A 22,209-nucleotide genomic window follows, 5' to 3' on the forward strand; every position below is an offset into this window, starting at 1 on the left:
GCTTATCAGAGCTGTTCGATAACTTCGGTTATCGAACAATTTTTTTACTGGAATATCCGTATATTTTCCACCGCGGACCGGTGTTTCATTTTTACGATGAGGGTCTGCTCCGAAGGTGAATAGGCCCATCCCGAAGAATCGTACCGCTCAAACTGGGGATCGGTCCGGTAATCCATGTTGTACAGCTGTATTTTGGTGAAGGGCCGCACTCCCCGGATAATCATGTGATGAGTTTCTCCCGGCGGAAAACTCACGGCAATGTTCAGGACCCCGCCGCTTTCCTCCGCGATTACCGCCGATGCCGCGGTCCATGCCCATACGCCGTTATGCGACGCCGGCACCGCAATGCCCCGGGGGTAATATTCTCCGGGATTGAAGATATGGTACAGCTTTGCCGATTCTACCCGGTTCTCCGCGGTATTCCGGATCGTGCCGTCGTCGTTTATCTGCAGTTTTACCGGAGCGCTTGTCCCGTCGCCGGCGAGGCTCAGCATGGATAATACCAGGGACCGGCCGATGGCGGCGCGGTCCTGCCTGCCTGATTCAAGGCCGTACCGCGCCAGGGCATCGCCGAGGCGCAGATTGTATTCGGTGTCCGCTTCACCGTTATGGGCGGTAAAGACAATCCTGCCGTCGGGGCTTTTCTGCATTGATTCAGTGATTATGAACCAGCCTTGATCCAGAAACCGGTCAAAGGGGTTATCCCGCCCGGGGTAGAGGCTGTTCCAGTCGATCCAGCCCTCAAACAGCCCGGGGACCGTATCGGACTGTACCGCCGCCGGGTCCGCGGTTCGGAGCATGTCCGCGGCGCCGGTGATGAAGGTTTCCGCCCCGCGGATTGACAGGTTATGCACCACATGAATTTCCTTGAGGAAATCCATGGATTTTTCGTTTATCTGCCGGGAGACCCGGCTCAGGAATTCCCGGTCATACGCCGAAAGCGTCCGGAGCCCGGTGTCGAGCCGTCCGAGGTACACCGATGAGTTGTAGGTCCGCTGTCCGCTGTTCAGGAAAGATCCGGGGATTGCCGCCAGGGCGCTTTTGTACGTCCCCCGCAGTATGGATTCACCCAGATATGCCGTAACCAGGTCTTCCGACGGGTTGTTTCCCACGGTCTGGGTCCAGACGGAAAAAGCCTGATCCCGCCACCGGCCCACCGCCTGGTTGTACGCCGCGGTGTTTTCCGCTCCCGCGACGGTATAATCCGCCGGCGCAAAGGGCAGCCGCTCGGGAATAATGCCGTAGGAAGCGGTGGGAAGATTCCGGGCCAGGACCACCTTCCGTTCTTCATGGTCAAGCCGGGAATTCATGAAGGTATATTTTTCTCCCCCGGAAATAACTACCAGCTGTCCGTCCCGGTCATCCCCGGAGCGGGAGGAGCGCAGCGGCCGGTACGGAATTTCCAGCGTTTGGCTGTTTCCGCTTATCGCGGCGCTGATGCGGAGTTCCTGGTTCCCGCCGGAGTAGGAGGTGGCGAATTCCAGGGATGATCCGTCAGAAAGCCGGAAAACCACGGATTCTCCCTGGATGGCCATGGATTCCGGGAAAAGCTGGAAGGGCCCGGCGCTGCCGTCATCCGCAGTAAAGCCGTCGTTTCCGGAGAGCCGGAATTCCATTCCCCCGAAAAAAACGCTGGAGTCCCCTGTCAGGGCGTATTCGGAACCGCCGGGGGGTTCCTGATTTGCCGTATCATCCCGGAAATAGCCGGAAACCACCAGGCCGCCTATCCGCTGGGTAAAGGAGCTCCGTTTCGTAAACTGTATCAGGATTAACCCTGCCAGGACCGCGGCGTACAGGATAAAAAGGCCGACAAACCGGGGGAAAATAGCTTTCTTCATCAATGATTACAATACCGCAAGAATCGCTAATGTTCAACTGACAGGGCTGCCGCGGTATGCCTCTGGGAAAAACAAAGAAACATGGGTATGACTGGTTTAGGGGTCCTGTCATGGAACACAGAGGATGGCGGCGCGTCGGCCTGCGGCCTCGAAAGCCGCTCCTCCTCTGTGTTCCATGACACCCCGCGTTACCAATACTCCTATGTTTCTTTGCCTTTTTCCGACAGAAGAGGGGACTGCGGCTGCCCTGTCATGGGGAGAGGTTTTTTGCCGCTGGCCTGCCTCAGCGGCAGAACCTCCATCTGTAGGTACCATATCTTTCCGGAAATATCCCCATACCCAGCCCTCCCGCGGAGGGCAGCACAGAACCGGTTAAGCCGGAACGCACCCGGGCCGTAACGGTAACGCCGGGTCCCTGGAAAGAACGACTTTCGAGGCCGCAGGCCGATGAGGAGCCAAACCCATTTTTATCCGACAGGACCCGCGGCACCGGTATCCACCGGGTGCTTTCCGGATTGTCAGATTCTGTACTCCCCCGCATAGTTGCCCTGATCCCTGCGATTGTATAATATGGAATGAATGATGCGTATGACCAATACATTCCGTAAACTGGTAAGCTTCCGGTTTTTTGGAAGCACCGCCGCGCTGGTACTGCTGACGGCGGCGGTTTTTTCCTGTTCAGGTACCCCCAGCCCGGAGCGGCCGCCGGAAACTTCAGGCACGGCGGTTCCGGAGCGGCCGGGAACTGCGGAACGGCCTCCGGATGTCCCGGATACAAGTACCGGAGCCATTCTCGGCAGGATGATGGACCTGCTGGCCTCCGGGGATTTTGACGGCGCTCTGGCATTATTCGAAACTATAGATCCCGAAGAGGCCAATACCTCCGGGCTTCAGCTTGTAAAGGCTTCGGTGCTGATCTCCGCCGGGAGACCTGGTGACGCCCGTGCGGTAATCGACGGCATTCTCGCCGCGGAGCCGGACAATACCGACGCGCTTTACGCGCTTTCAACCCTGGAAGCCCTTTCAGGGCGGACCCGGGAGCAGAAAGCTCTCCTGGAACAGATTGTAAAAAAAGATCCCGCCAACGCCGACGCCCTGACTTCTTTGGGTGATCTTTCCATGGATACCAAATCCTACAGGAACGCGGCGTCATTTTACGACCGGGCTCTTCAGGCTGATCCTGACCATGGGGATGCGCTCCTTGGCCGGGCCGCGGTGTACCGGTACAACCGGGATCCCCAACGGGCGGAACAGCTTCTCAACCACGCGGTTGCGGCCTATCCGGGCTGGACCGTACCCCTGATCGAGCGGGCACGGATTTACCGGGAAGAAGGCTATCCCAAGGAAGCTCTGGTTGATTTGGATAAAGCCAAGGGGCTTGAACCCTGGAATTACTGGGTCGCGGTTGACCGGGGCAGCACCCTGCTGGATCTCCGCCGGATGGCCGAAGCCCTGGATGAATTCAACCGGGCGATAGCCATCGATCCGGATAACTTTCTTGCCTATGTATACAGCGCGGGAATCAAGGACGATCTTGGTGATTACACCGGCGCTGAACACGATTACGAAATGCTTACCAAGCTGAAACCCGAGTACTATTTTGCCTTTGAGGGGCTTGGGATTCTCAAGATGCGGAATGGAAAATGGGCCGAGGCCCGGGATGCTTTCCGGGAAGCCTACAAATACGATTCCCAGAATATTTCCTACGCCTTCCTGGTGGCGGGAAACTGGATGCGGGCCGGAAGGGTGGGGGATCCGAAACAGTTTCTGGCCCAGGTCATCCGGACCGTTCCCCGGGACAGTATCGAATGGTACCTCCTCAGGCTGTACCACGATCTGGCGGGGGATGTGGACATCGCGGTCCGTATTGACCGTGAAAAGGACCTGGATAAAAAGGCGCAGATGCTTTATTACCTGGCGGAATACTACGATATCCGGGGAAATAAATCCCTGGCGGACAGGTATTTTCTGCAGGTCAAGGATATGAACCGTCCGATGATTCTGGAATGGAAGCTCAACGAAATGGCTCTGGAAGCCAGGAATCTCAAAGGATAGTATGGGAGCCCCCGACGCGTTTACCCGCCTCCGCGGTATCCTGGACGAACTTCCCTGTTTCCTCCGGAATCCAGTTAAAAATGAAAAACCCGATGCCGGCGGAGAAGCGCCCCCGGAACCCAAGAAAACCGTGGTAATCCAGCCCCATGATTACCCCGATCACGACGCGGTGGCATCTGCCTTCGGTCTGGCAGGACTGCTGAGCCGGTTCGGGTTCCAGCCCCAGATCCTGTACCGGGGTCTGATACGGAGCCACTCCCTGTGGGCCATGATTACCGAACTGGACATACCCATGGTCCGGGTCCGGGAAGGTCAGGCTCCGGAGGATCTCCTGGATTGTCCCTGCATAGTTGTTGACGGCAATCCCAACAATACCAATGCCCGCCAGATAACCAATAACCTTATCGGCGTGGTAGACCACCACGCGAATTCCGTAAAACCGGACTGCCCTTTTGTGGATATCCGTACCAGCTACGGTTCCTGCGCGACCATAATCGCCGATTACTGGGACGAAGCGGAACTGTTTCCCAACAAGGATACCGCCACGGCGCTCCTCATGGGCATAGAGATGGATACGGATTTCCTGTCCCGGCGGGTCAGCCCTCCGGATCTCGACGCCCTGCACCGGCTCTTTTTCAGGGCCGACTGGCAGTTCGGGACCCGGGTGGTTAAGGCATCCCTTTCCAAGAAGGATCTTCCGGCGTTCGCGATGGCCGCCGCCAACGCCCGGATCCAGGGCGGGCTTTTCTTTACGGTTCTTACCATTGATACCACCCAGGAAGTCGTTTCCATCCTGGCCGATTTTTTCCTGCGTCTCAGGGAGATTTCCGTATCCGTGATTATCGAGAACCAGGGGGAGCGCCACCATGTTTCGGTACGGAGCAGGGTGGCGGATATTTCCGCCGCAAAGGTAATCCAGGACGCCCTTACCGATATCGGACAGGGCGGCGGCCACGATCACATGGCCGGGGGAGATCTGGACCCGTCAAAAGAAACCAGTGAAGAAATTCTTTTTCAGCGGTTTGTGGAAGCCGTTGAAAACGCCCAGGAGAATCAATGAGCAACGATACCCGCATGAATATTCAGCTTGGTGAACGGGAAATAATACTGATCGGCACCGCCCACGTATCAAAAGACAGCATTGACGAAGTCAGTCAGGTTATCCGGGACTCAGCACCCGATATGGTATGCGTCGAACTGGACGAAGGCCGGTATACTTCCATGACCGAAAAGGAAAACTGGGAAAAACTCAATGTGGTAAAGGTTTTCCGGGAAGGCAAGGGGTTTCTCCTTATCGCCAATCTGGTTCTTTCCAGCTTTCAGCGGCGGCTTGGCCAGGAACTGGGGGTCAAACCCGGGGAAGAAATGCGGGAAGCCGTGGAAGTGGCTAAGGAACTCGGAATTCCCTATTCCCTCTGTGACCGGGAGGTACAGATAACCCTCCGCAGAGCCTGGGGGTTCTGCAATTTCTGGAGCAAATGCAAACTCCTGGCTTCCTTGCTTTCCAGCGCGTTTACCACGGAGAAAATGAGCCCGGAGGAAATTGAAAACCTTAAGAACCGCAGCGAGCTTGACGGCATGATGACGGAACTCGCCGAATACCTTCCTTCCGTAAAGGGTACGCTTATTGACGAACGGGACCGGTATCTGGCGGCGAAAATATGGGCTGCCGGCGGAAAAAAGTCCGTGGCGGTTATCGGCGCCGGCCATATGGGCGGCGTAAAGCAGCATCTCGAAAAAATCGCCGCCGGTGAGGAAGGGCAGGACGTGTCCGCCCTCAACCAGATTCCCCCGCGCTCATTTCTTTCAAAAGCCGCCGGCTGGATCATTCCCCTGCTTATTGTCGCCCTCATCGTGGCGGGATTTTTCCGGGCCGGGGCGGGTGTCAGTTTGGCCATGCTTCTGCGGTGGGTTCTTCTCAACGGCTCCCTGGCAGCGCTGGGTACGCTTCTCGCCCTGGGCCATCCCCTGTCGATCCTGGTTTCCTTCCTGGGCGCGCCCATCGCCACGATCAACCCTTTTATCGCCGTGGGGCTTCTTTCGGGAGTCACCGAAGCAACCATGCGGAAACCCCGGGTCGTGGATGCCCAGAACATTTCCGATGATATTACCAGCCTTCGGGGAATTTACCGGAACCGGATTACCAAAGCGCTCCTGGTATTTTTTCTTTCTTCCCTGGGCGGAGCCATAGGAAACTTTATTTCGATTCCGTCCCTGGCGGCTCTCCTGGTAAAATAACAGAGTAACCGCATTATCACGATACCACAGTCCCGCAGCACGGAGGGGCAAATTCCGTTTTTCCCATGCTGCGGAGACTATTCCTTCCGAAAATACCGGATCCCTACAGCTGCCCCGACCGTTTGAGGCTGAGGTACCGGTTAATGAGTTCCGATGAAAGTTCCTCTGCGGAAGCTTCCATGGTGAGGAGCCCCGAATGTTCCCAGGTTTTGTACAGCTGTTTCCGGCTGTACAGATAAGAAAAAGCCGCGGCTTTTTCCATGCTGTCATCCAGAGTAACCGGAACTTTGCGGCTCAGTTCCTCGGCTTCCTTTTCCCTGAGACTTACCGCCAGGAACAAATGGCGCCGCTGTATCCGGGGCAGAATCCAGGAAAGGGATTCACCGTCTTCCTCCCGCAGATTGCTGATAAGTACAATAAACGTCCGGCGGTTGAGCCGGGAAAGGGCCGTTTCCAGGGCCGAAAACGGGGACGACGGCACCGGCGCGCTGTGAAGATCGTAGAGGCTGTTCATGAGTGCCGTCAGCGTACTCATACCCTTCCGGGGCTGCAGCCACCGTTCTCCGTTCCCGAAGCTTGCCATGGCCACCGTATCCTCATGTTTAAGCGCCACATAGGCCAGGAGCAGGGAAGCGTTAAGGGCGCTGTCGAACTGCGTATATTCCCCTTCCCTGCGGTGGAGCCGGTATCCCGAGTCGAGGAGTATCAGGATCTGCTGGTCCTGTTCTTCCTGGTATTCCCGGATTATAGGTTTCTGCCGCCGGCTGGTGGCCCGCCAGTCGATGTTTTTAACCGGGTCCCCAAGCTGGTATTCCCGGAGGCTCATAAACTCCAGTCCCTGTCCGCGTTTGCGGATATTTTTCAATCCCGTCTTTTCCATCAGCGCCCGGATATCCAAACCTCCGGAACCGATAAGTTTTTTGAAATCCGGGTATGTCCTGCCTGTGTTTTTCGTTTCGTGGACCGTCCGCAGGCGCCAGAAACGCAGCGGAGAAGCCAGGAGCAGTTCCAGGGAAGCAAATTCCCAGGGGCCGCGCTCAGCGGGGATCAGCTGATATTCAAATAAGATAGAAGCTCCCTCTTTGAGGAGTTTCCGGTCCAGCCTCGCCGGGAATGCCTGACATTTCATCGAAGCCGGATACATATCAAACAGGGTGATGCCGAAGGGGATGATGCCCTTTCCGTTCCGCCGCAGATAAATCTGAACCGCGGCGGGCTGACCCAGGGCAAGGGAATTGCTTATTTTCCGTTCCGACGAAAGCCGGTCGGTAAAAAACACCAGAAACAGCGCGTCCGCAATTAAAAACGGGAGCAGTGTCACCCCCGACAGGAACCAGACCAGAGAAAGGGATTCCGAAAAAAACGCTCCCGCCCCCAGTACGAGCCACAGAAGGGCGGCTATGAATAAGCTTCGTCCCGGTTTCATGTCCGGGGCGCCTCGGTTTTTGCCACCAGGGTTTCAACAATCTGCACTTCCGTAAGCCCTTCCAGTTCGCTTTCGGCGGAAAGTGTCAGGCGGTGAGCCAGAACCGGTGAGGCCACTGCTTTGATATCATCGGGAATCACGAAATCCCGGCCCTGGATAAGAGCCACTCCCCGGGCGCAGCGGATCAGCGCCAGGCTTCCCCGGGGGCCGGCGCCTGCCTGGAGGGACGGCACCGACCGGGTGGCGTTGACCAGCCGCACCGCGTAATCGATCAGCGACGGATCGACCCTGATGCCCGCGGCCAGATTCTGGATATCCCGGAATGCCTCGGTACTTATGACCGCGGAAACGTCTCCCACGGAAAGTTCCGCCCCGGTACCCTGGGAGAGAACCCGGGCAACCATTTCCTTTTCCTCATCTTCCGAAGGATATTCCGCGAGAACCTTCATGAGAAACCGGTCCTTTTGGGCATCCGGCAGGGGATAGGTTCCCTCATGCTCATAGGGGTTCTGGGTGGCCAGCACCATAAAGGGGTTCGGCAGCCGGTGGCTTGTACCGTCGAGGCTCACCTGGAATTCCTGCATGGCCTCAAACAGCGCCGCCTGGGTTTTTGCGGGGGCCCGGTTGATTTCGTCGGCAATAAACAGGTTCGTAAAGACCGGTCCTTTTTTTGTCACGAAATCCCCGGTGGCGGAGTTGAGCATGATGTTTCCCGTAATGTCGCTGGGCATAAGGTCCGGCGTAAACTGTACCCGCTTTGAATCCCCGCCGATTGCCCGGGCAATGGAACGGACCAGGAGCGTTTTTCCGAGGCCGGGGACCCCTTCGACCAGGATATGTCCCCCCGCCAGGAGGCTTATCATTAACCGCTCCACCAGGGCTTGCTGGCCGATAAATGCTTTGGCTATTTCCTGCCTGATTGTTTCGATGGCCGCGGCGGCGGATTCAATGGTATACTCGGTTTTTTCCATTACAAACGCTCCATTATGTGGTTTATGGTTTTCATATATACGGTAAAATCCCTGCCCCTGATATGGCGGGGCGGTTCGATTATGGGCATGACTTCTTTTTCATCCAGGCCGGTGACAGCGGCCAGCCGGGCGCACAGCGACGCCGTGTTCCCGGATGTTTCGCCGTAGGCTGTCCTCAGACGGTGCTGTATGGCCTGGGAATACGTCTCCAGGTAGCTCGGCAGGCTGCCGTATTTTTTCAGGAACCGGGCTTCCGACAGAAACCGCTCGCCTATGGGTTTGCCCGGAAGTTCTTCTTCCCCTATGAGCCTCCCGAATACGGGAATTACCATCCAGAAGCCCACAACTATGAGAAGTATACAGGAAACAATCAGCGGTATGAAGTTGCCCCGTTCGGCGAATTTACCCAGCGCCCCTTCGGCCAGTTTCCTTCCCCGGATAAAAAGTATCCCTTCGCCGCGGGTATCCCGGGCTCCGGTAAGTTCCCAGCTCAGTTCCGCGTTCTGTTCCCGTCTGAGCTGCCGGCTCCGCATAAAATAGGGCTCCCCGAGGACTGTCACGGAACCGTCGCCCAGGGGAACGGACACAAGCCGTATGGTACCGCTTCTGTCCGTACGGTACTCAGTACCCGGAAGTTCGGTTTCCAGGGTAAACCGGGCAAAGTAATCGAAATTAGGGTACACCGCGGTATCGGCGGCTTCACCCGCGGCTTCTTCCGCCTCAGCCGCAGGAGTAGCTTCCGGGATATCCCCGGTGTTTTCCGGTTCTTCAGGCGCTTCCTGCTCTTCCGGGGAATCCGGTTCTTCCGCTTCTTCTTCCGTTGTTTCTTCTGCAGCCGCAATATCAGCATCATAGAAAAAACGGCTTCCGTTGATTCCCAGGTTTTCGAAAAGGAGGACCAGTCCCGGGACGTTTTCGGAGTTCCAGGTAGTATCCAGGGCAACCAGCAGATTTCCCCCGTTCCGGACCCAGGATTCGAGAGTATGGAATGTCTGTTCCGGCCAGTCGATATAGGAAGCCTGGATGAAGACGGTTTTTTCGGGTACGCCGGAAATATTGTCCGCGGCGGCGGGATCCTGGGTTTTTCTTACCGGGTGGCCTGTCTGGGTAAGCCACCGTTCCAGGGCAAGGTATTCGTTGGCCCGGGACTCTCTGCTGGGCCGGGTGTACCGCGTGGTTGGCACAATTTCGAAAAACGTATACCCGAGAACGGCAAGCACCGCCAGGGTGCTGATAATTATGAAAAAGACAGCCCCGTATTTACGCATGGGAGGCCCCTTGGGAATCCCCCGCCCGCAGCTGTTCCTGCAGGGCCGAACAGAACGCCAGGGTCTCCTCGAAGCTTTCCGGCGCGGGAGCCTTCCCTCCATAGGCGAAGCTGACCCAGACCCGGATAAGCGTTCCGAATCCTTCCGCGCCGGGAGCGCCGGACCGCGTTACCATGGCGAGGCATTCGTATTCCGTCGCGTCCGCGGGGAACGTGAGCCCCCCCTGTATTTCGTAGGTTCCTTCCGCCGCGGCCACGCAGCTGGCCCAGGCTTCCCGCAGAAATCCCTGGTCAAAATATTTCCTGGCCTGTTCCAGCAGGGCTTCGGGACTGTCCGGTCCCGCATCCGGAGCGATCCGGGATGTTTTGCGGAAGGGCTGCCCCGTCCGCAGTTTGCTGTACCGGTACAGCCTGTACGCCGCATAGACCACCGCGGCGCCGATTGCCGCGACAAGCAGTGTCCGTATGAAGTAACCGAATCCGCGCTTTATGGCTTCCGTCCAGTCGGGGATGTCAAAATCCGGGGACTCTCCCTGTTCCGGAGGATCCTTCAGCTGGATCGTCCAGGTTTTCCGTTCGCCCCCGAAATCGGGAGACGCCAGAACTTCCTCAAGGGTATCCATGGGAACGGCCCCGGCTTCCGCGGAGAGAGCTTCCGGATTGCCGGAATTTTCCTGCGCAGTGAGATGAGGCACGGAACAGAGCAGGGCGGCGGCGAGTATACAAACCATGGCCAGGGATTTTACCGCGGGATGTATTCCTCCCGAAGAAGCAGGCTTGTTTTCCCGGGCGAAGGATGAAAATTCCAGCTGAATATCCCAGCCTTCGGTTTCCAGCCGGCTGTTGATATACAGCCCGAAACCCATACACACATAGAGGGTTTCGACGATGAAAAGATTCACCGTCATCGCGCTGATCAGCAGGATTTCGTAGGTGTCCAGGGATTCCCAAATTGTGGAAAAAGAAGGCGCCTGGGTTAAATCCATAACGGCAATAAAAAAGAAAATTTCCCCGACCAAAAGGGCTGTCTCCAGAACAATCCCGAGGAGGGTTACGAGAACGCTGAATCCCAGTCCGCCCCGTTCCAGTATCCGGATGCGCTGCCGTGCTTTCTTTCCCCTTTGGCGTTCCAGAACCCGTACGGGCATGCGGCCGGAACGCCAGAGACTGAACCGCCGCCAGAGCAGGTCTCCCGGGAGGGCTGTTACCAGGGAACGGAAATACCCCTTCATAATATGTTTCAGCGACGCGGAGGGATTGAAGAAACGGACCGAGATACTGTGGAGCACCGGCCGGTCAAAAAGCGGTTTGAGCCACCAGAGGGCAATGAATATCCAGGGCTTTGTCCAGTCCGGCATAGCGTACGCCGCGGCGGCCAGGATAATCAGGGGGATTCCCAGGAGCAGCGCGAAAAGCCCCAGTCCGTTCCGCCAGAGCAGGAGTCCCGAGTCGGCGGCTTCCCAGCTGCTCCGCTGGCGCAGCCTGAAGAAATTTATTCCCGGTTCAGTCATGGCTTTTCCCGCGCCCCGCTAAGATGAAATACAGAAAAAGCAGAACCCATCCGGCGATCCCGGCGCCCAGGCGGAGCGCCATGGGAAACTGATGCTGGGAAGACCAGAACGCTTCGATTACCGCGGCAATGACCAGCATGATGGCGCTGCCGCTGATAATGGGGATAACGGTTTTTCCCGCCCTGCGCATGGATGCCGCCCTGGTCAATCCCTGGGTTATAAAAAGCCGGTATCCCAGCTGCAGCCCGCCGAAGGCGCTCAGCACAATCGCGGTCAGTTCAAAACTGCTGTGTCCGATGATAAAACCGAAAAACGTTTCGGCGAATCCACTGTTAATTATATGCCCCGCGGCGGCGCCGAGAAAAACCGCGTTAAAGGCGAGTATGATAAGGCTGCCGACCCCGGCAATAATACCGCCGGCAAAACTCCTGAAGGCAATGGAAATATTATTGTAGATATAAAATCCGAACATATCCGCGTCGCCGCTCACATCCCGGGGTTCCAGAAAGTGGTCGCTTTCGGGGTCGTACATCTGTTCCATGTTCCAGGCCTGCCGTTCCCCCATGATTTCGTATACCATTTCCGGAAACCGTACACAGAGGAATCCGGTAAAAAGCATGATGCCGTAAAAAATCAGGTGTACCGCCGCGATTCCTTTCCAATGGGTTCTTATTGATTGGGGGAACGTACGGAGGATGAAATCCACCAGACCTTTAACCGACCAGGAATGCTGGCCGTAGAGGAGCTGGTTTCCCTCAAGCACCAGACGGTTCAGCCGTTCGATGATAACCGGGTCAAACGCGTGCGCCCGTGCGGTATTGAGATCCTGGGTCAGCTCGCGGAACGCCCTGGGAAACCATGCGGCGTTGTTCCGGATGTTTTTTGCGCTGCCGTTGACGATGCCTTCAATTTTATCCCACGAGGCCTGACGCCGTTCCAAGAAACGTTCCTGGGTCATGGCCGGTCCCCGCTTAATCCCCGGGCAATCCCCAGCAGGTACTCCGCGTCGGACTTCGACTCCCAGGCTGTGCCGCCGCTCCTGAGTACCGGAGCGTATATGCGGGCCAGTTCTTCGGCTCTGTCCTGGCCGAGCAGAGGATACCGGCGGGCGAACATGAGGATGGTCTGTTTTTCCTCATAGGACAAATTCCGGGACGGGCGTATGATTTCAAACCGTGAGAGCCATGCCATATTGGAACGCCGTGTGGGTGCAAGCGAATTGGATGTGTATACCACCAGGGTATCCGCGGCCCAATCCCCGAGGCGCCGGAATCCGGGGCTGAGGCTGATGGAGAAAAGGGCAATATAATACAGAAACATAAAAGTATCGGCGAAACGGAGCAGGTTCCGCAGAAACGACGACCCGGGATTAACCGGCGAGCCGTCGCTGCGGACAACCCTGAGCCCCATTATTTTCTTTCCCAGGCTCTGGCCTTTGAACGTGAGTTCGCAGAAAACATGGTAGAACCAGCTTACCAGGAAAATCATGATCATCAGGAGCCAGGTCCCGGTTATTTCCGCGAGGGTCCCCGCGGTTAAGTATACCGACAGCAGTATCGCGTATTGAACCAATTCGTCTATGGCGTACGCGCAGAGACGGATCATCAGCCCGGCGGGGTAGAGGGTAAATTCAATCCCCTCAGGAGTTTCCACTCTGCGCGATGTGTCCCGTAAATGTTCCAAAACCTTCCTGCGCTACATAAATGCCGAGCTTATTCCAACAGCGATGGCAATAATGATGAATATCGGGATGATTGCCAGGTAAATAATACAGACAATGCCGTAAAATTTCCATAAAGACTTGTTGTTCTTTAATGCCAGTTCGAGTTCCTGGTCGGAATTATTCTGGAGGTAATTCCGGATTTTCACGCCGAAGAAATAGACGAATTTCGCCGGAAAAAAGAATATTACCGCCATAATGATATACAGCACACCCATGGAAGCCCCCGCGGCGGCTACCCCGAATGATGAACCGACGGATTCCGTCAGGCTTGTCAGGAAAGGCGCGGTAAATATTACCACGATTCCGCCTACCGCCATAAAACCGCACATGATAAACCCCAGAATGCCCACAAAACGGAGCCAGGGGGAGGCTTCCTTGAGATACCGGAGCATGGTTTCGTTCAGGGAACCCGCGGAAAAAGCCGGTCCCGCCGCGGCAATATCGGATTTGGGACTTTCATAGGGATTAATAGAATCAGACATGACAGCAATTCCTCCTTTGCGTAGTCACGAATAATGGTGAGATATTCTTAAGTATATACTAAAGTCTGAAAAGTAACTGGATTTTGCCGTCCCGAAGGGCCTGTTTCTGCGGATTTTCCGCGTTTGCGGATCCTAAAAGGCCCGCCGCCGGCGGCCTCACCGGTAATTCTGAAGCTGAACTTCGTACATTTTTTTATATACCCCGCCAAGGGTCATGAGTTCCGCATGGCTGCCGTCCTCTATGATCCGGCCATCCTCAAACACAAGAACACGGTCGACAATGCCGGTAATGCCGAGGCGGTGGGAAATAAGGATCGTGGTTTTGTCTTCCGTGAATTCCGCAAAATTACGGTACAGTTCCGCTTCTGCCATGGGGTCCAGCGCCGATGTGGGTTCATCAAGGATCATGATTTTCGCGCCGCTGCGGAACATTGCCCTGGTGAGGGCTATTTTCTGCCATTGGCCGCCGGACAGGTTGTTGCCGGTTTTGCTGAACCGGCCGACTTCTTCATCCGGGCCTCCGGGCTGCGCGGAAATAATTCTGTCCGCTCCTATTTTGCGGGCCTCCGACAGAATGGCCTCATCGGACGCGGCCCGACTTGAATCCGAAATGGCAATGTTTTCACGGATAGTGGTTTCGTATCTGCCGAAATTCTGGAAAACCACGGACAGGGTATTGCGGATCGCCCGCAGATGGTCCGCCGCGTTACGGCCGCCGATGGTTATTGAACCCGTATCGGGCTTGTACAGGCCGCATAGCAGCGCGATGAACGTGGATTTTCCCGAACCATTCCTTCCGACAATGGCGACTTTTTCCCCTTTCCTGATCGTAACCGTGATTCCGCGGAGCGTCTCCTCCGGAGAGTTGGGATAGGTAAAATGTACATTTTCGAAAACAATATCCGGCTCATCGATGGTCACCGGCCGGTTCTCGAGTTTTTCCGCGGCTGTATCCTGCAGATCAAAAAAATCCTTCATATACGGAATATCCCCGAAAAACCTGGCCGCGCCGGTGAACAGTTTCGCGGTGATGGTCTGCATTTGGCCCGCCGCGGTATAAACCAGAGCGAAGAGGCCCAGGCCAAGGGCGGGATCCGCGTAAATACTGCGCACGATTATCAGCATCACCGCTATGTAGACGCCATTCCGCAGCAGATCGGCAATGGAATTATACAAGACGTATTTTTTCGTTACCGTCTGCTTTTCCCGCAGGTAGCGTTCCGAAACAGCCTTCCATTTTTCCTTGACCCAGGGAAAGATATTGTTGAACCTGAGGTCACCCATGGAACGGCAGTGTTCGTTGGCTCCCGCGGCGATATAAAATAAATGGACCGACATGGCTCCGTCTTTCATTCCCTTGGTTTTGCTTTTGTATTCATCATCCTTCTGCATAATGGACAGGATAACCGCCGGAATACTGGTCGCGAGAAGGATGAGAAACAAGACTGTGTTCGCTTCTATCAGAATGAACGAAATGCTCAGGAAGCTGATCAGGTACTGAACACAGAGGATTACCTGCTGAATGCTGCCAGCCACCCGGATGCCGCCGAATTGTTCGGAGAACAGGAGTTTTTCCCGGAAATCCGATTCATTTTCGATATACTTGTATTCCACATGGCTGGTGCAGTCGATGATCGCTTCCTTGATGAAACGCTGGGTATTGAAGGTATCCCGTTCCGAAAAATAAAGCTGCGCCTGGGCATACAGAGTCTGAACAAGATAGGACAGAATCAGCAGGCCCAGAAGCATGAAGCTCTGCCGGATTTCCGCCCGGCCCTGGGTCAGCGACTGTATGCTGTCGGTGAATGACCGGAGCAGCAGGGCTATGGCCGCCGGAAGGAGCGCCGCGGGGAATCCCAGAATGCTGACCAGCATTGAGGCCTTTCCCTTGGTCCGGATGCTGATGCTGAACGCCCGTTTGATTATGCCCAGGGTTTCCCGGAAACCGACCCGCGGATGGCTGCTGCTGCTCATGGCTGGTCTCCGGAGGAATCGGTTTTGTACCATTGGGCCTGTTCATGAAAGAACTGCGCGTAGAGGCCGTTCCGGTTTATAAGTTCATCATGGACGCCCTGTTCTGCGATTCCGCCGCCGGACAGGACGACGATACGGTCCGCCAGCCTGGCGAAACTGATGCGGTGGCTCACCAGAATAACCGTGCGGCCGCCGGCGGTATTTCTGATCTGCGAGAATTGCTCCATTTCCGCGATGGGATCAAGCATGGAAGAGGGCTCGTCAAAGATGAGTATTTCCTTGTCGCTCATATGGGTCCGGGATACGGCAATACGCTGTCCCTCTCCGCCGGAAAAAACGACCCCGGCTTTCTCGACGTTGCGGTTCACCATGGTTGTAAGCCCCCCGGGGAGCTTTCTCAGCAGGGGCAGGGCGCCTCCCTTGTCCATGGCTTCCAAAACCATCTGCTCATTTTCCACCTGCCCTACATTGCCTATCCCGACATTTTCCTGGACGGTAAAATGGAACAGGTAAAAATCCTGAAAAAAAGCACCCGCCCGGCGGTTGATAAGGCCGTGCTTATACGCGTCATAGGGCTTTCCCATAAACAGGACTTCCCCGGAATCGGGTTTCAGCAGGCCCAGGAGGATTTTTATCAGGGTGGTTTTCCCCGCTCCGTTTATTCCCACCAGGGCCAGGGTTTCGCCTTTTCGTATCCGCAGTGAAAGGTTGTCCAGCACCGGGGCTTCATCATTATACGCAAATGAAACATTCTTCAGTTCGAAGATGATGTCCCCGTTTCCCGGCTCATCGGTTTTCTTACCATCCTCTTCGGGGTCAACCTTCGGTGTGTTTGAGAAAAACCGCCGCTGAATGTCGAGGCCGTAGAGTCCGTAATCGAGCTGGTGCCAGCTCCTGGATATTCCCGACACCGCGGCGGCTGTCCCGGCGCAGAGTGAAATAATCATCAGAATTGTGTCCGGCCCCATCCGCCCGGCTCCGGCGGCGGAAATACAGTACAGCAGTATAATTCCCATAAAAATATAAAAACCGGTCTCAAGAACCGTATTGAGGCGGGCCCTGCCTTTATTCTTCCGCATTTCCATTTCTTCTACCTTCGCGTAGGCCTTATTCCACTGTTTTTTTATTCCCTCCGCGGCTTCGTAAATGCGGATTTCTTTGGCGGTATCCCCGTTCTGGGGGAGTTTTTCAAAGTAATCGGCGTGGTGAAGGTGCTCGCGGATTACACTCCAGACAACCTGGTTTTTCCCAGAATTAAACAGGTTCAGCGCAATGCTGAGAACCACATAGGCCAGGGTAATACAGAAAATGAAAGCTGAAATTGAGAGAGCCACCGCCAAGAAAGAGACGATACCGACCAGTTTGGATATAAGCACGCAGCCGGAGCTCGTCAGGTCCGTCAGGGAACCGCACCGCGAAATAACCGCGAAGTACTCATCGGCGGTTTTCTTTTTGGAAAGCTCCGACAGGGGTATCCGCTGGGCCGAATCCATCATGGTTTCTTCGAGGCCAAGGTAATAGGCATCAAACATCACCATATAAAGAAAGTCATCGTTTAACCGGGCGGATATTCCTGAAACAGTGAGAATGGCTCCCATAATCAGAATTGAGGGAATTACCGCGTTAAAGGACCCGGTCCCGGCGGATATGAATACGGAAATCTGTCCGAGTATGCTGCGGTAGAAGAAAAGAATCACCGCGGGAAGTACCGCGAGCAGGACACTCAGGAGCAGCCAGAAGACAATCATGGGTTTGTTGATTTTTAAAGCAAGCCTGGTCCCCCAGGCGGCTGCTTTCAGTTTGTTGCCCATGGCAGACTCCCGGGAGTGTTTTTAGGAATCCGGTTTTCAGTTATCTGTATCTATCTGAAAAAAACAAACATCAAAGAAAGTTATCGTTCAGCCAAGACCGGGAATTGAACCCGGGACCTACGCATTACGAGTGCGTCGCTCTACCGACTGAGCCATCTTGGCGCTGGGGAAAAACTACACTGATTCAGGATAAAGGTCAAGATATTTGAATCCGCCGCCGGGACCCGCCGCCGCGCGGGGGCTTTTTATTGCGGTTTCCCAAAAAACCATAGAATCAAAAAATTATGTTGACTCTTAAAGAATATAGCCATATTTTATAAAAAGCTAAACAGTTTAGCGGTAAACTATTTGGCTGTTATTCTGCATTTTTCCGGAGAATGAAACAATGGATCAAAGCTTGGATACCCAGCTGGTACATTCAATATTTCGGTTTAAAAGGCTGGTAAGCTCAGGCCTCGGAATGGACGCGGCGGAGAATAAAAGCGCCATTAACATGACCGAGCTTATGTTAATGAATGGAATCGTTAACAATACCGCCGATTCAGAAAACAATGTCGGCCCATCCGATATCAGAAGCTATCTGTCAATTTCCAAGGGAGCGGTTTCCCAAATGCTCGGTTCTCTTGAAAAGAAAGGCTTTATAAACAGGGAAATTGACCGGAACAACCGCCGAAACCTTATCGTTACCCTTACCTCGGAAGGACGCCGGATTTTGAAGCGGCAATACAATGAATTCAGCGGAAAGCTGGAAAAAATAATAGGCCGTCTCGGGGAAGATGATGTCACGCAGATGATAAGAATTGTAAACCGTATGATAACGATAACAAATGAACTCGCGGTCGAATCAGAACACGAACAGGCGGGATAAACAATGACGGTATGGCTGAAAATGGCCTTATGGCAATCAGTAAAAAGTAAGAGTGTGCATCGGTAACGTTCAAACGGGAAGGCGGGTAATCATGCAGAAGCAAAATATACTGTTAATAATTAATCCTGTTGCGGGAAGAAAAAAAGCCAACAAGATAGTCTATCAGATTGTTGATTCGCTTTCCCGGAATAATTGCAGGACGGTAATTTTCATGACCACAAGAAAGGGCGAAGCGACGGACCTGATAATTGAGCATGCCCATGACTGCCATAAAATAATCTGCTGCGGCGGCGATGGAACATTGAGCGAGGTTCTGTCCGGATTGATTCGGCTGGATATGAAAATTCCCGTAGGATACATCCCGACGGGTACTACCAATGATTTTGCCCATTCCCTGAACCTGCCCACCGATATTGACTCAGCGATTGAAGCCACCACAAACGGTCATATACAGAAACACGATATTGGGTCATTTAATGAAGGACAATATTTTTCTTACGTCGCCTCTTTCGGGGCTTTTTCAAAAGTTTCTTATTCTACCCCGCAATGGCTTAAGAATTTCTTCGGACATATGGCGTACATTTTTAACGGCATTTTGAGTATCACCGGTATTCGGCCGCATAAGGTCAAAGTGATAGCGGACGGAGATGAAATCGCCGGAGATTTTATTTTTGGCAGCGTATCAAACTCAAAAGTCATCGGCGGCATTGTAAGATTTCTGGAATCGGATGTTTCTTTTGACGACGGCAAGTTTGAAGTACTGCTGATCAAAAAGCCAAGAAGCATCAAAGACTTTGGAAGGATTGTCAAAGGTGTTTTCCGGCGCCGGTATGACGATCAGAATATATGCTTTTTCAAGGCAAGCAAAGTATCCTTCGCCTTTGAAAAAGATACGGACTGGACGATTGACGGGGAATACGCGGGGACACTCTGCAATGTTCAGATAAAAAATCTTCCCTGCACGGCACAGGTCATGATTGTATAGAATACTTACCGAGAGAAGTGTTCTGTATTAATGGTATTGCTTCCGCTACAGCTTTTTGCGCCGGGAATTTACGAACCGGGAAAAATCATTGATATTTTTTACCACAATTTTATCGGAAAAGATTTCCACCCGGCGCTGGTTGACAAAGTGGTTCAGGATTTCCCGTGCCTGGGAGACACTCATCCCTGCCCAGTGGGCAATATCATCCACCGTCGTTTTGAATTCTCTCCGTTCCGTGGCCCGGTCTATGTTTGTCTGGGTTTCGTCGAGCATGAGGAACACATCCGCAATTTTTGCCTGATCGTCGTCAAGGGTGAGAATCATGAACCGGCGTTTCTGGTCGTAGATCCGTTTGGTGAACATCTTAAGGAGTTTCAGCGCGATCTGGGGGTTTCCCAGCATCAGGATTTCGAAATTCTGGCGGTTGAATTCGAGAACCTTGACCACATCCAGGGCAATCGCCGTGGCTGACCGGGGTGAATTTTCGAGGATCGCCATTTCCCCGAACATCTCCGAAGGCTGGAGTATATCCAGGGTTTTTTCAATATCGCCGATGATTTTTACCAGTTCTACCCGGCCGGACTGGATGAGATAAAAGGTGTCCCCGGGTTCAAACTCCGAGAAAATCATTTCCCCGGGCTGAAATGTCCTGGCAAAACGGCTGAACGCCGAAAGATCCATCCCCGCCACGGCTACGCCTCCAATGCCTTAAGCGCCCGGTTAGCTTTCATGTGGGCCCCTGTATCCCTGTCGCCGGGCATGGACAGTATTTTTTTGTAGAAGGTCGCCGCCTGATCCTTGCGGCCTTTCTTCTCATAGGATTGCCCCATGAAGAACAGGGCGTCTCCCAGATCGGGATGTTTCGGATATTTCGTAATCATCTGGGTAAAGTGCTTGATACAGTCGTCGTATTTTCCCAGGAGATACAGGCACCGGCCGATCTCGTATACGCTTTTGGCTACGTATTCCGGTTCCTCATTGGCGTCTTCAATTTTTTTGAAGGCGAAATAGGCCTGCTGGTATTTTTCCTGGGAGATAAGGCTCACCGCGTCGTAATACGCCCGGGCGGTTTCGGTCATATTGCTCCCGGAGGATCCGGAACCGCCTGCCGCGGAGGAAGTCTGGGTTCCCGGGCTCATGGACCCGGTGCCCCTGGGCTGCCCCTGTTTGCTCAGGGACATCTCGGCTATTTCAAGATTTTTCGCCGCCTGGGCGGCATTGCGCCCGGAGGGGTAATAGGTCAGGTACCGGCCGAAGACGTATTTTGCCTGGGAAAACCGTTTGTTTTTAAGGTAATATTCACCCACATTAAAGAGGCCCATCTCGGGATTTTCCTCTTCCTTTTCCATGAGACTCGAAACCTGCCGGTGAAGGCGCCGCATCTGGTTGGAAAATACCTTGAGCATTTTCATGATGATACGGGTGTTGGCCATGGCCATCTGCTCGAATTCCGGGCTCGTGAACCCAACCACGGCAGTGTCCTGGAGCGCGATGGCGTTTTCTTCCCGGGGATACCGTCCCAGGGCGGATTTCACCCCGAAGAACTCTCCGGGCTGCACTAAATCGTGTACATCCTGTCCTGTTTCAATATCCTGATAAGTCAGGTTAACTTTTCCGCTCTGGAGAATATACACCAGCTCGGCGGTATCTCCCTGGAAATATATAACTGAGCCTGACCTATACTGCAGCGATTTAGGCATTCCATTCCTTCCTATTATGCCTCTGGTTCAAAGGGCAAATAGTCGAGCTTTTTCTTGAATCCTACCTTTTTGCGGGCTTCCCGGTACAAAGCCGCGGGGTCTCCGGCGATAAACATCGGCCTGCCGCCCACGGTGATTTCCGTGTACCCCTCGGGGAGTTTCCCCCCGAATATATCAATAAACCGCATTTCACCGTACAGGGGTTTTCCCGCCATAGTCAAGAGTTCAATATCCTTCATGCCGGCGGAGGCGAAATTTTCATAGGGATCGTCTTTTTTCGCTTTGAGAAGCAGTATATCCCCCAATTTGCCTTCATCCAGGGATCCCAGTTTTTTATCGAGCCAGAAAGCCTTGGCCGCGTTGATGGTTACCATTTCGAATATTTTTTTTGCCGGAAGATCTTCGCCGTACATCTGCCGGTACAGTTCCCGGTCGTAGTGCATTTCTTCAAATAAATTGAAAGATCCGGTGTGGGACGAGTCGGTGCCGATGGTTACGTTTATTCCCGCCTTGATAAATTTACGGATTTTGCAGGTCACGTTGAACATAAATATATTGGAAGCTCCGCACCACGAAATACTGGCGCCGGCGTTGGCAACCTTTTTGATATCCTCATCACTGAATCCGATGCAGTGAATCAGCAGACAATGGCTGTCCAGAACCTTGAGATTTTCCAGGGTAATTACCCCGTCCATGGATTCACGGTCAAATCCCTCGGAGAGGTGAGTGATGAAGGGCCAGTGCTTTTTAATGGCCCTGGTGTGCTCAACTTCTATCCCGTCGCCCCATTTGAGGTCATAGGATGAACACTCATGGGCGAGTCCGTACTCTAAAATAGCCCTGATAGGCAGGTGCGGGAGTATTTCCTTGTTCCATGCCTGGGGAAAATGGTCGTTTACGGTGGTTACTCCGGAGAACAGGTTTTTATATGTACTGAGCTGGTACAGTTCCTTGTCCGAGATGTTTGACCGTTCCGTATAGGTTTCGGAAGCCTTGAGGTCATTGTCCCAGGGGAGCCAGTTCATATAATAGACGCCTTTGGGCGGACCAACCCGGGGCAGGTAATTCCCCCGCATATGGTCATGGGTATTGATCAGAGCCGGATAAATAAATGACTTTTTACCTAAGTCTATTGTCAAAGGAGCCGCCGCGGAGACCAGCTTTTCCCCTGATATTGAAATTGTTCCTGAACCGGCTTTTTTCCCGGGCGTTACTACCACACCATTTTTTAAAGAATATTTAAGCACCTTGGGACCGTCCTTTCACCATGTTCTTTTATTCTATGACCGACAACCGGAACAGTCAACGATCTTAGAAGTTCTTCCCCATATTTTCGGCGGAATAGGTATAATTTCTGAAT

At 54.0% G+C, this 22,209-nt stretch carries 18 protein-coding genes and 1 tRNA gene; 5 read left to right on the forward strand and 14 right to left on the reverse strand.

Annotated elements, in window-relative coordinates; genetic code table 11:
- Positions 1-44 precede the first annotated feature (44 nt).
- A complete protein-coding gene (locus tag JFL75_RS16540) occupies positions 45-1,838 on the reverse strand; it encodes a hypothetical protein (protein ID WP_215627778.1) in 1,794 nt (597 codons plus the stop codon).
- A 588-nt stretch (positions 1,839-2,426) separates the two neighbouring features.
- Here JFL75_RS16540 and JFL75_RS16545 point away from each other — a divergent pair.
- Genes JFL75_RS16545 through JFL75_RS16555 form a run of 3 tightly spaced genes read left to right on the forward strand, consistent with a single transcriptional unit; the run spans position 2,427 to position 6,131 of the window.
- Positions 2,427-3,893, forward strand: coding sequence for a tetratricopeptide repeat protein (locus tag JFL75_RS16545; protein WP_215627779.1), 1,467 nt, complete (start codon positions 2,427-2,429; stop codon positions 3,891-3,893).
- A gap of 1 nt (position 3,894) precedes the next feature.
- Positions 3,895-4,953, forward strand: a complete 1,059-nt coding sequence (locus JFL75_RS16550; protein ID WP_215627780.1) for a DHH family phosphoesterase — start codon at positions 3,895-3,897, stop codon at positions 4,951-4,953.
- Complete coding sequence (locus tag JFL75_RS16555; RefSeq protein WP_215627781.1) at positions 4,950-6,131, forward strand: TraB/GumN family protein; 1,182 nt, start codon at positions 4,950-4,952, stop codon at positions 6,129-6,131. The genes JFL75_RS16550 and JFL75_RS16555 overlap by 4 nt, the downstream gene beginning before the upstream one ends.
- 103 nt (positions 6,132-6,234) lie before the next feature.
- Here the strand turns inward: JFL75_RS16555 and JFL75_RS16560 are convergent, their stop codons facing one another.
- The 10 genes from JFL75_RS16560 to JFL75_RS16605 form a co-directional block, all read right to left on the reverse strand.
- A complete protein-coding gene (locus tag JFL75_RS16560; RefSeq protein ID WP_215627782.1) occupies positions 6,235-7,557 on the reverse strand; it encodes a DUF58 domain-containing protein in 1,323 nt (440 codons plus the stop codon).
- Positions 7,554-8,528 carry an AAA family ATPase gene (locus JFL75_RS16565; RefSeq protein WP_215627783.1) on the reverse strand — a complete coding sequence of 325 codons (975 nt, stop codon included), beginning with the start codon at positions 8,526-8,528 and terminating at the stop codon, positions 7,554-7,556. The genes JFL75_RS16560 and JFL75_RS16565 overlap by 4 nt, the downstream gene beginning before the upstream one ends.
- The gene (locus JFL75_RS16570) at positions 8,528-9,796 is read right to left on the reverse strand and encodes a DUF4350 domain-containing protein (protein ID WP_215627784.1); all 1,269 of its coding nucleotides are present in this window, start codon (positions 9,794-9,796) and stop codon (positions 8,528-8,530) included. The genes JFL75_RS16565 and JFL75_RS16570 overlap by 1 nt, the downstream gene beginning before the upstream one ends.
- Positions 9,789-11,306 (reverse strand): hypothetical protein, encoded by a 1,518-nt coding sequence (locus JFL75_RS16575; RefSeq protein WP_215627785.1) that lies wholly within the window; start codon positions 11,304-11,306, stop codon positions 9,789-9,791. Before JFL75_RS16575 ends, JFL75_RS16570 begins: the two co-directional genes overlap by 8 nt.
- Positions 11,299-12,264, reverse strand: a complete 966-nt coding sequence (locus JFL75_RS16580) for a stage II sporulation protein M (protein WP_215627786.1) — start codon at positions 12,262-12,264, stop codon at positions 11,299-11,301. Before JFL75_RS16580 ends, JFL75_RS16575 begins: the two co-directional genes overlap by 8 nt.
- Complete coding sequence (locus JFL75_RS16585; RefSeq protein WP_215627787.1) at positions 12,261-12,989, reverse strand: RDD family protein; 729 nt, start codon at positions 12,987-12,989, stop codon at positions 12,261-12,263. Before JFL75_RS16585 ends, JFL75_RS16580 begins: the two co-directional genes overlap by 4 nt.
- A 12-nt stretch (positions 12,990-13,001) precedes the next feature.
- Positions 13,002-13,511 (reverse strand): hypothetical protein, encoded by a 510-nt coding sequence (locus JFL75_RS16590; RefSeq protein ID WP_215627788.1) that lies wholly within the window; start codon positions 13,509-13,511, stop codon positions 13,002-13,004.
- Between the two features lie 156 nt (positions 13,512-13,667).
- Entirely contained in the window at positions 13,668-15,485 is a 1,818-nt protein-coding gene (locus tag JFL75_RS16595; RefSeq protein WP_215627789.1) for an ABC transporter ATP-binding protein, read from the reverse strand.
- Entirely contained in the window at positions 15,482-17,296 is a 1,815-nt protein-coding gene (locus tag JFL75_RS16600) for an ABC transporter ATP-binding protein (RefSeq protein WP_215627790.1), read from the reverse strand. The genes JFL75_RS16595 and JFL75_RS16600 overlap by 4 nt, the downstream gene beginning before the upstream one ends.
- 89 nt (positions 17,297-17,385) lie before the next feature.
- Positions 17,386-17,458, reverse strand: a tRNA-Thr gene (locus JFL75_RS16605).
- Between the two features lie 223 nt (positions 17,459-17,681).
- Between JFL75_RS16605 and JFL75_RS16610 the strand changes: the two genes are divergently transcribed.
- Positions 17,682-18,164 carry a MarR family winged helix-turn-helix transcriptional regulator gene (locus JFL75_RS16610; RefSeq protein ID WP_215627791.1) on the forward strand — a complete coding sequence of 161 codons (483 nt, stop codon included), beginning with the start codon at positions 17,682-17,684 and terminating at the stop codon, positions 18,162-18,164.
- A gap of 91 nt (positions 18,165-18,255) precedes the next feature.
- Positions 18,256-19,149, forward strand: a complete 894-nt coding sequence (locus JFL75_RS16615) for a diacylglycerol/lipid kinase family protein (RefSeq protein ID WP_215627792.1) — start codon at positions 18,256-18,258, stop codon at positions 19,147-19,149.
- A 45-nt stretch (positions 19,150-19,194) separates the two neighbouring features.
- Here the strand turns inward: JFL75_RS16615 and JFL75_RS16620 are convergent, their stop codons facing one another.
- From JFL75_RS16620 to JFL75_RS16630, 3 genes are read right to left on the reverse strand one after another with little or no spacing between them, the layout of a single operon-like run.
- On the reverse strand, positions 19,195-19,830 hold the full coding sequence (locus JFL75_RS16620; protein ID WP_215628641.1) for a Crp/Fnr family transcriptional regulator: 636 nt from the start codon (positions 19,828-19,830) through the stop codon (positions 19,195-19,197).
- Between the two features lie 11 nt (positions 19,831-19,841).
- Entirely contained in the window at positions 19,842-20,849 is a 1,008-nt protein-coding gene (locus tag JFL75_RS16625; protein ID WP_215627793.1) for a cyclic nucleotide-binding domain-containing protein, read from the reverse strand.
- Between the two features lie 14 nt (positions 20,850-20,863).
- Positions 20,864-21,988, reverse strand: a complete 1,125-nt coding sequence (locus JFL75_RS16630; protein WP_223292687.1) for an amidohydrolase family protein — start codon at positions 21,986-21,988, stop codon at positions 20,864-20,866.
- Between the last annotated feature and the right edge of the window lie 221 nt (positions 21,989-22,209).

The sequence above is a fragment of the Breznakiella homolactica genome (assembly GCF_016616095.2).
In the GTDB taxonomy this organism is placed as follows: domain Bacteria; phylum Spirochaetota; class Spirochaetia; order Treponematales; family Breznakiellaceae; genus Breznakiella; species Breznakiella homolactica.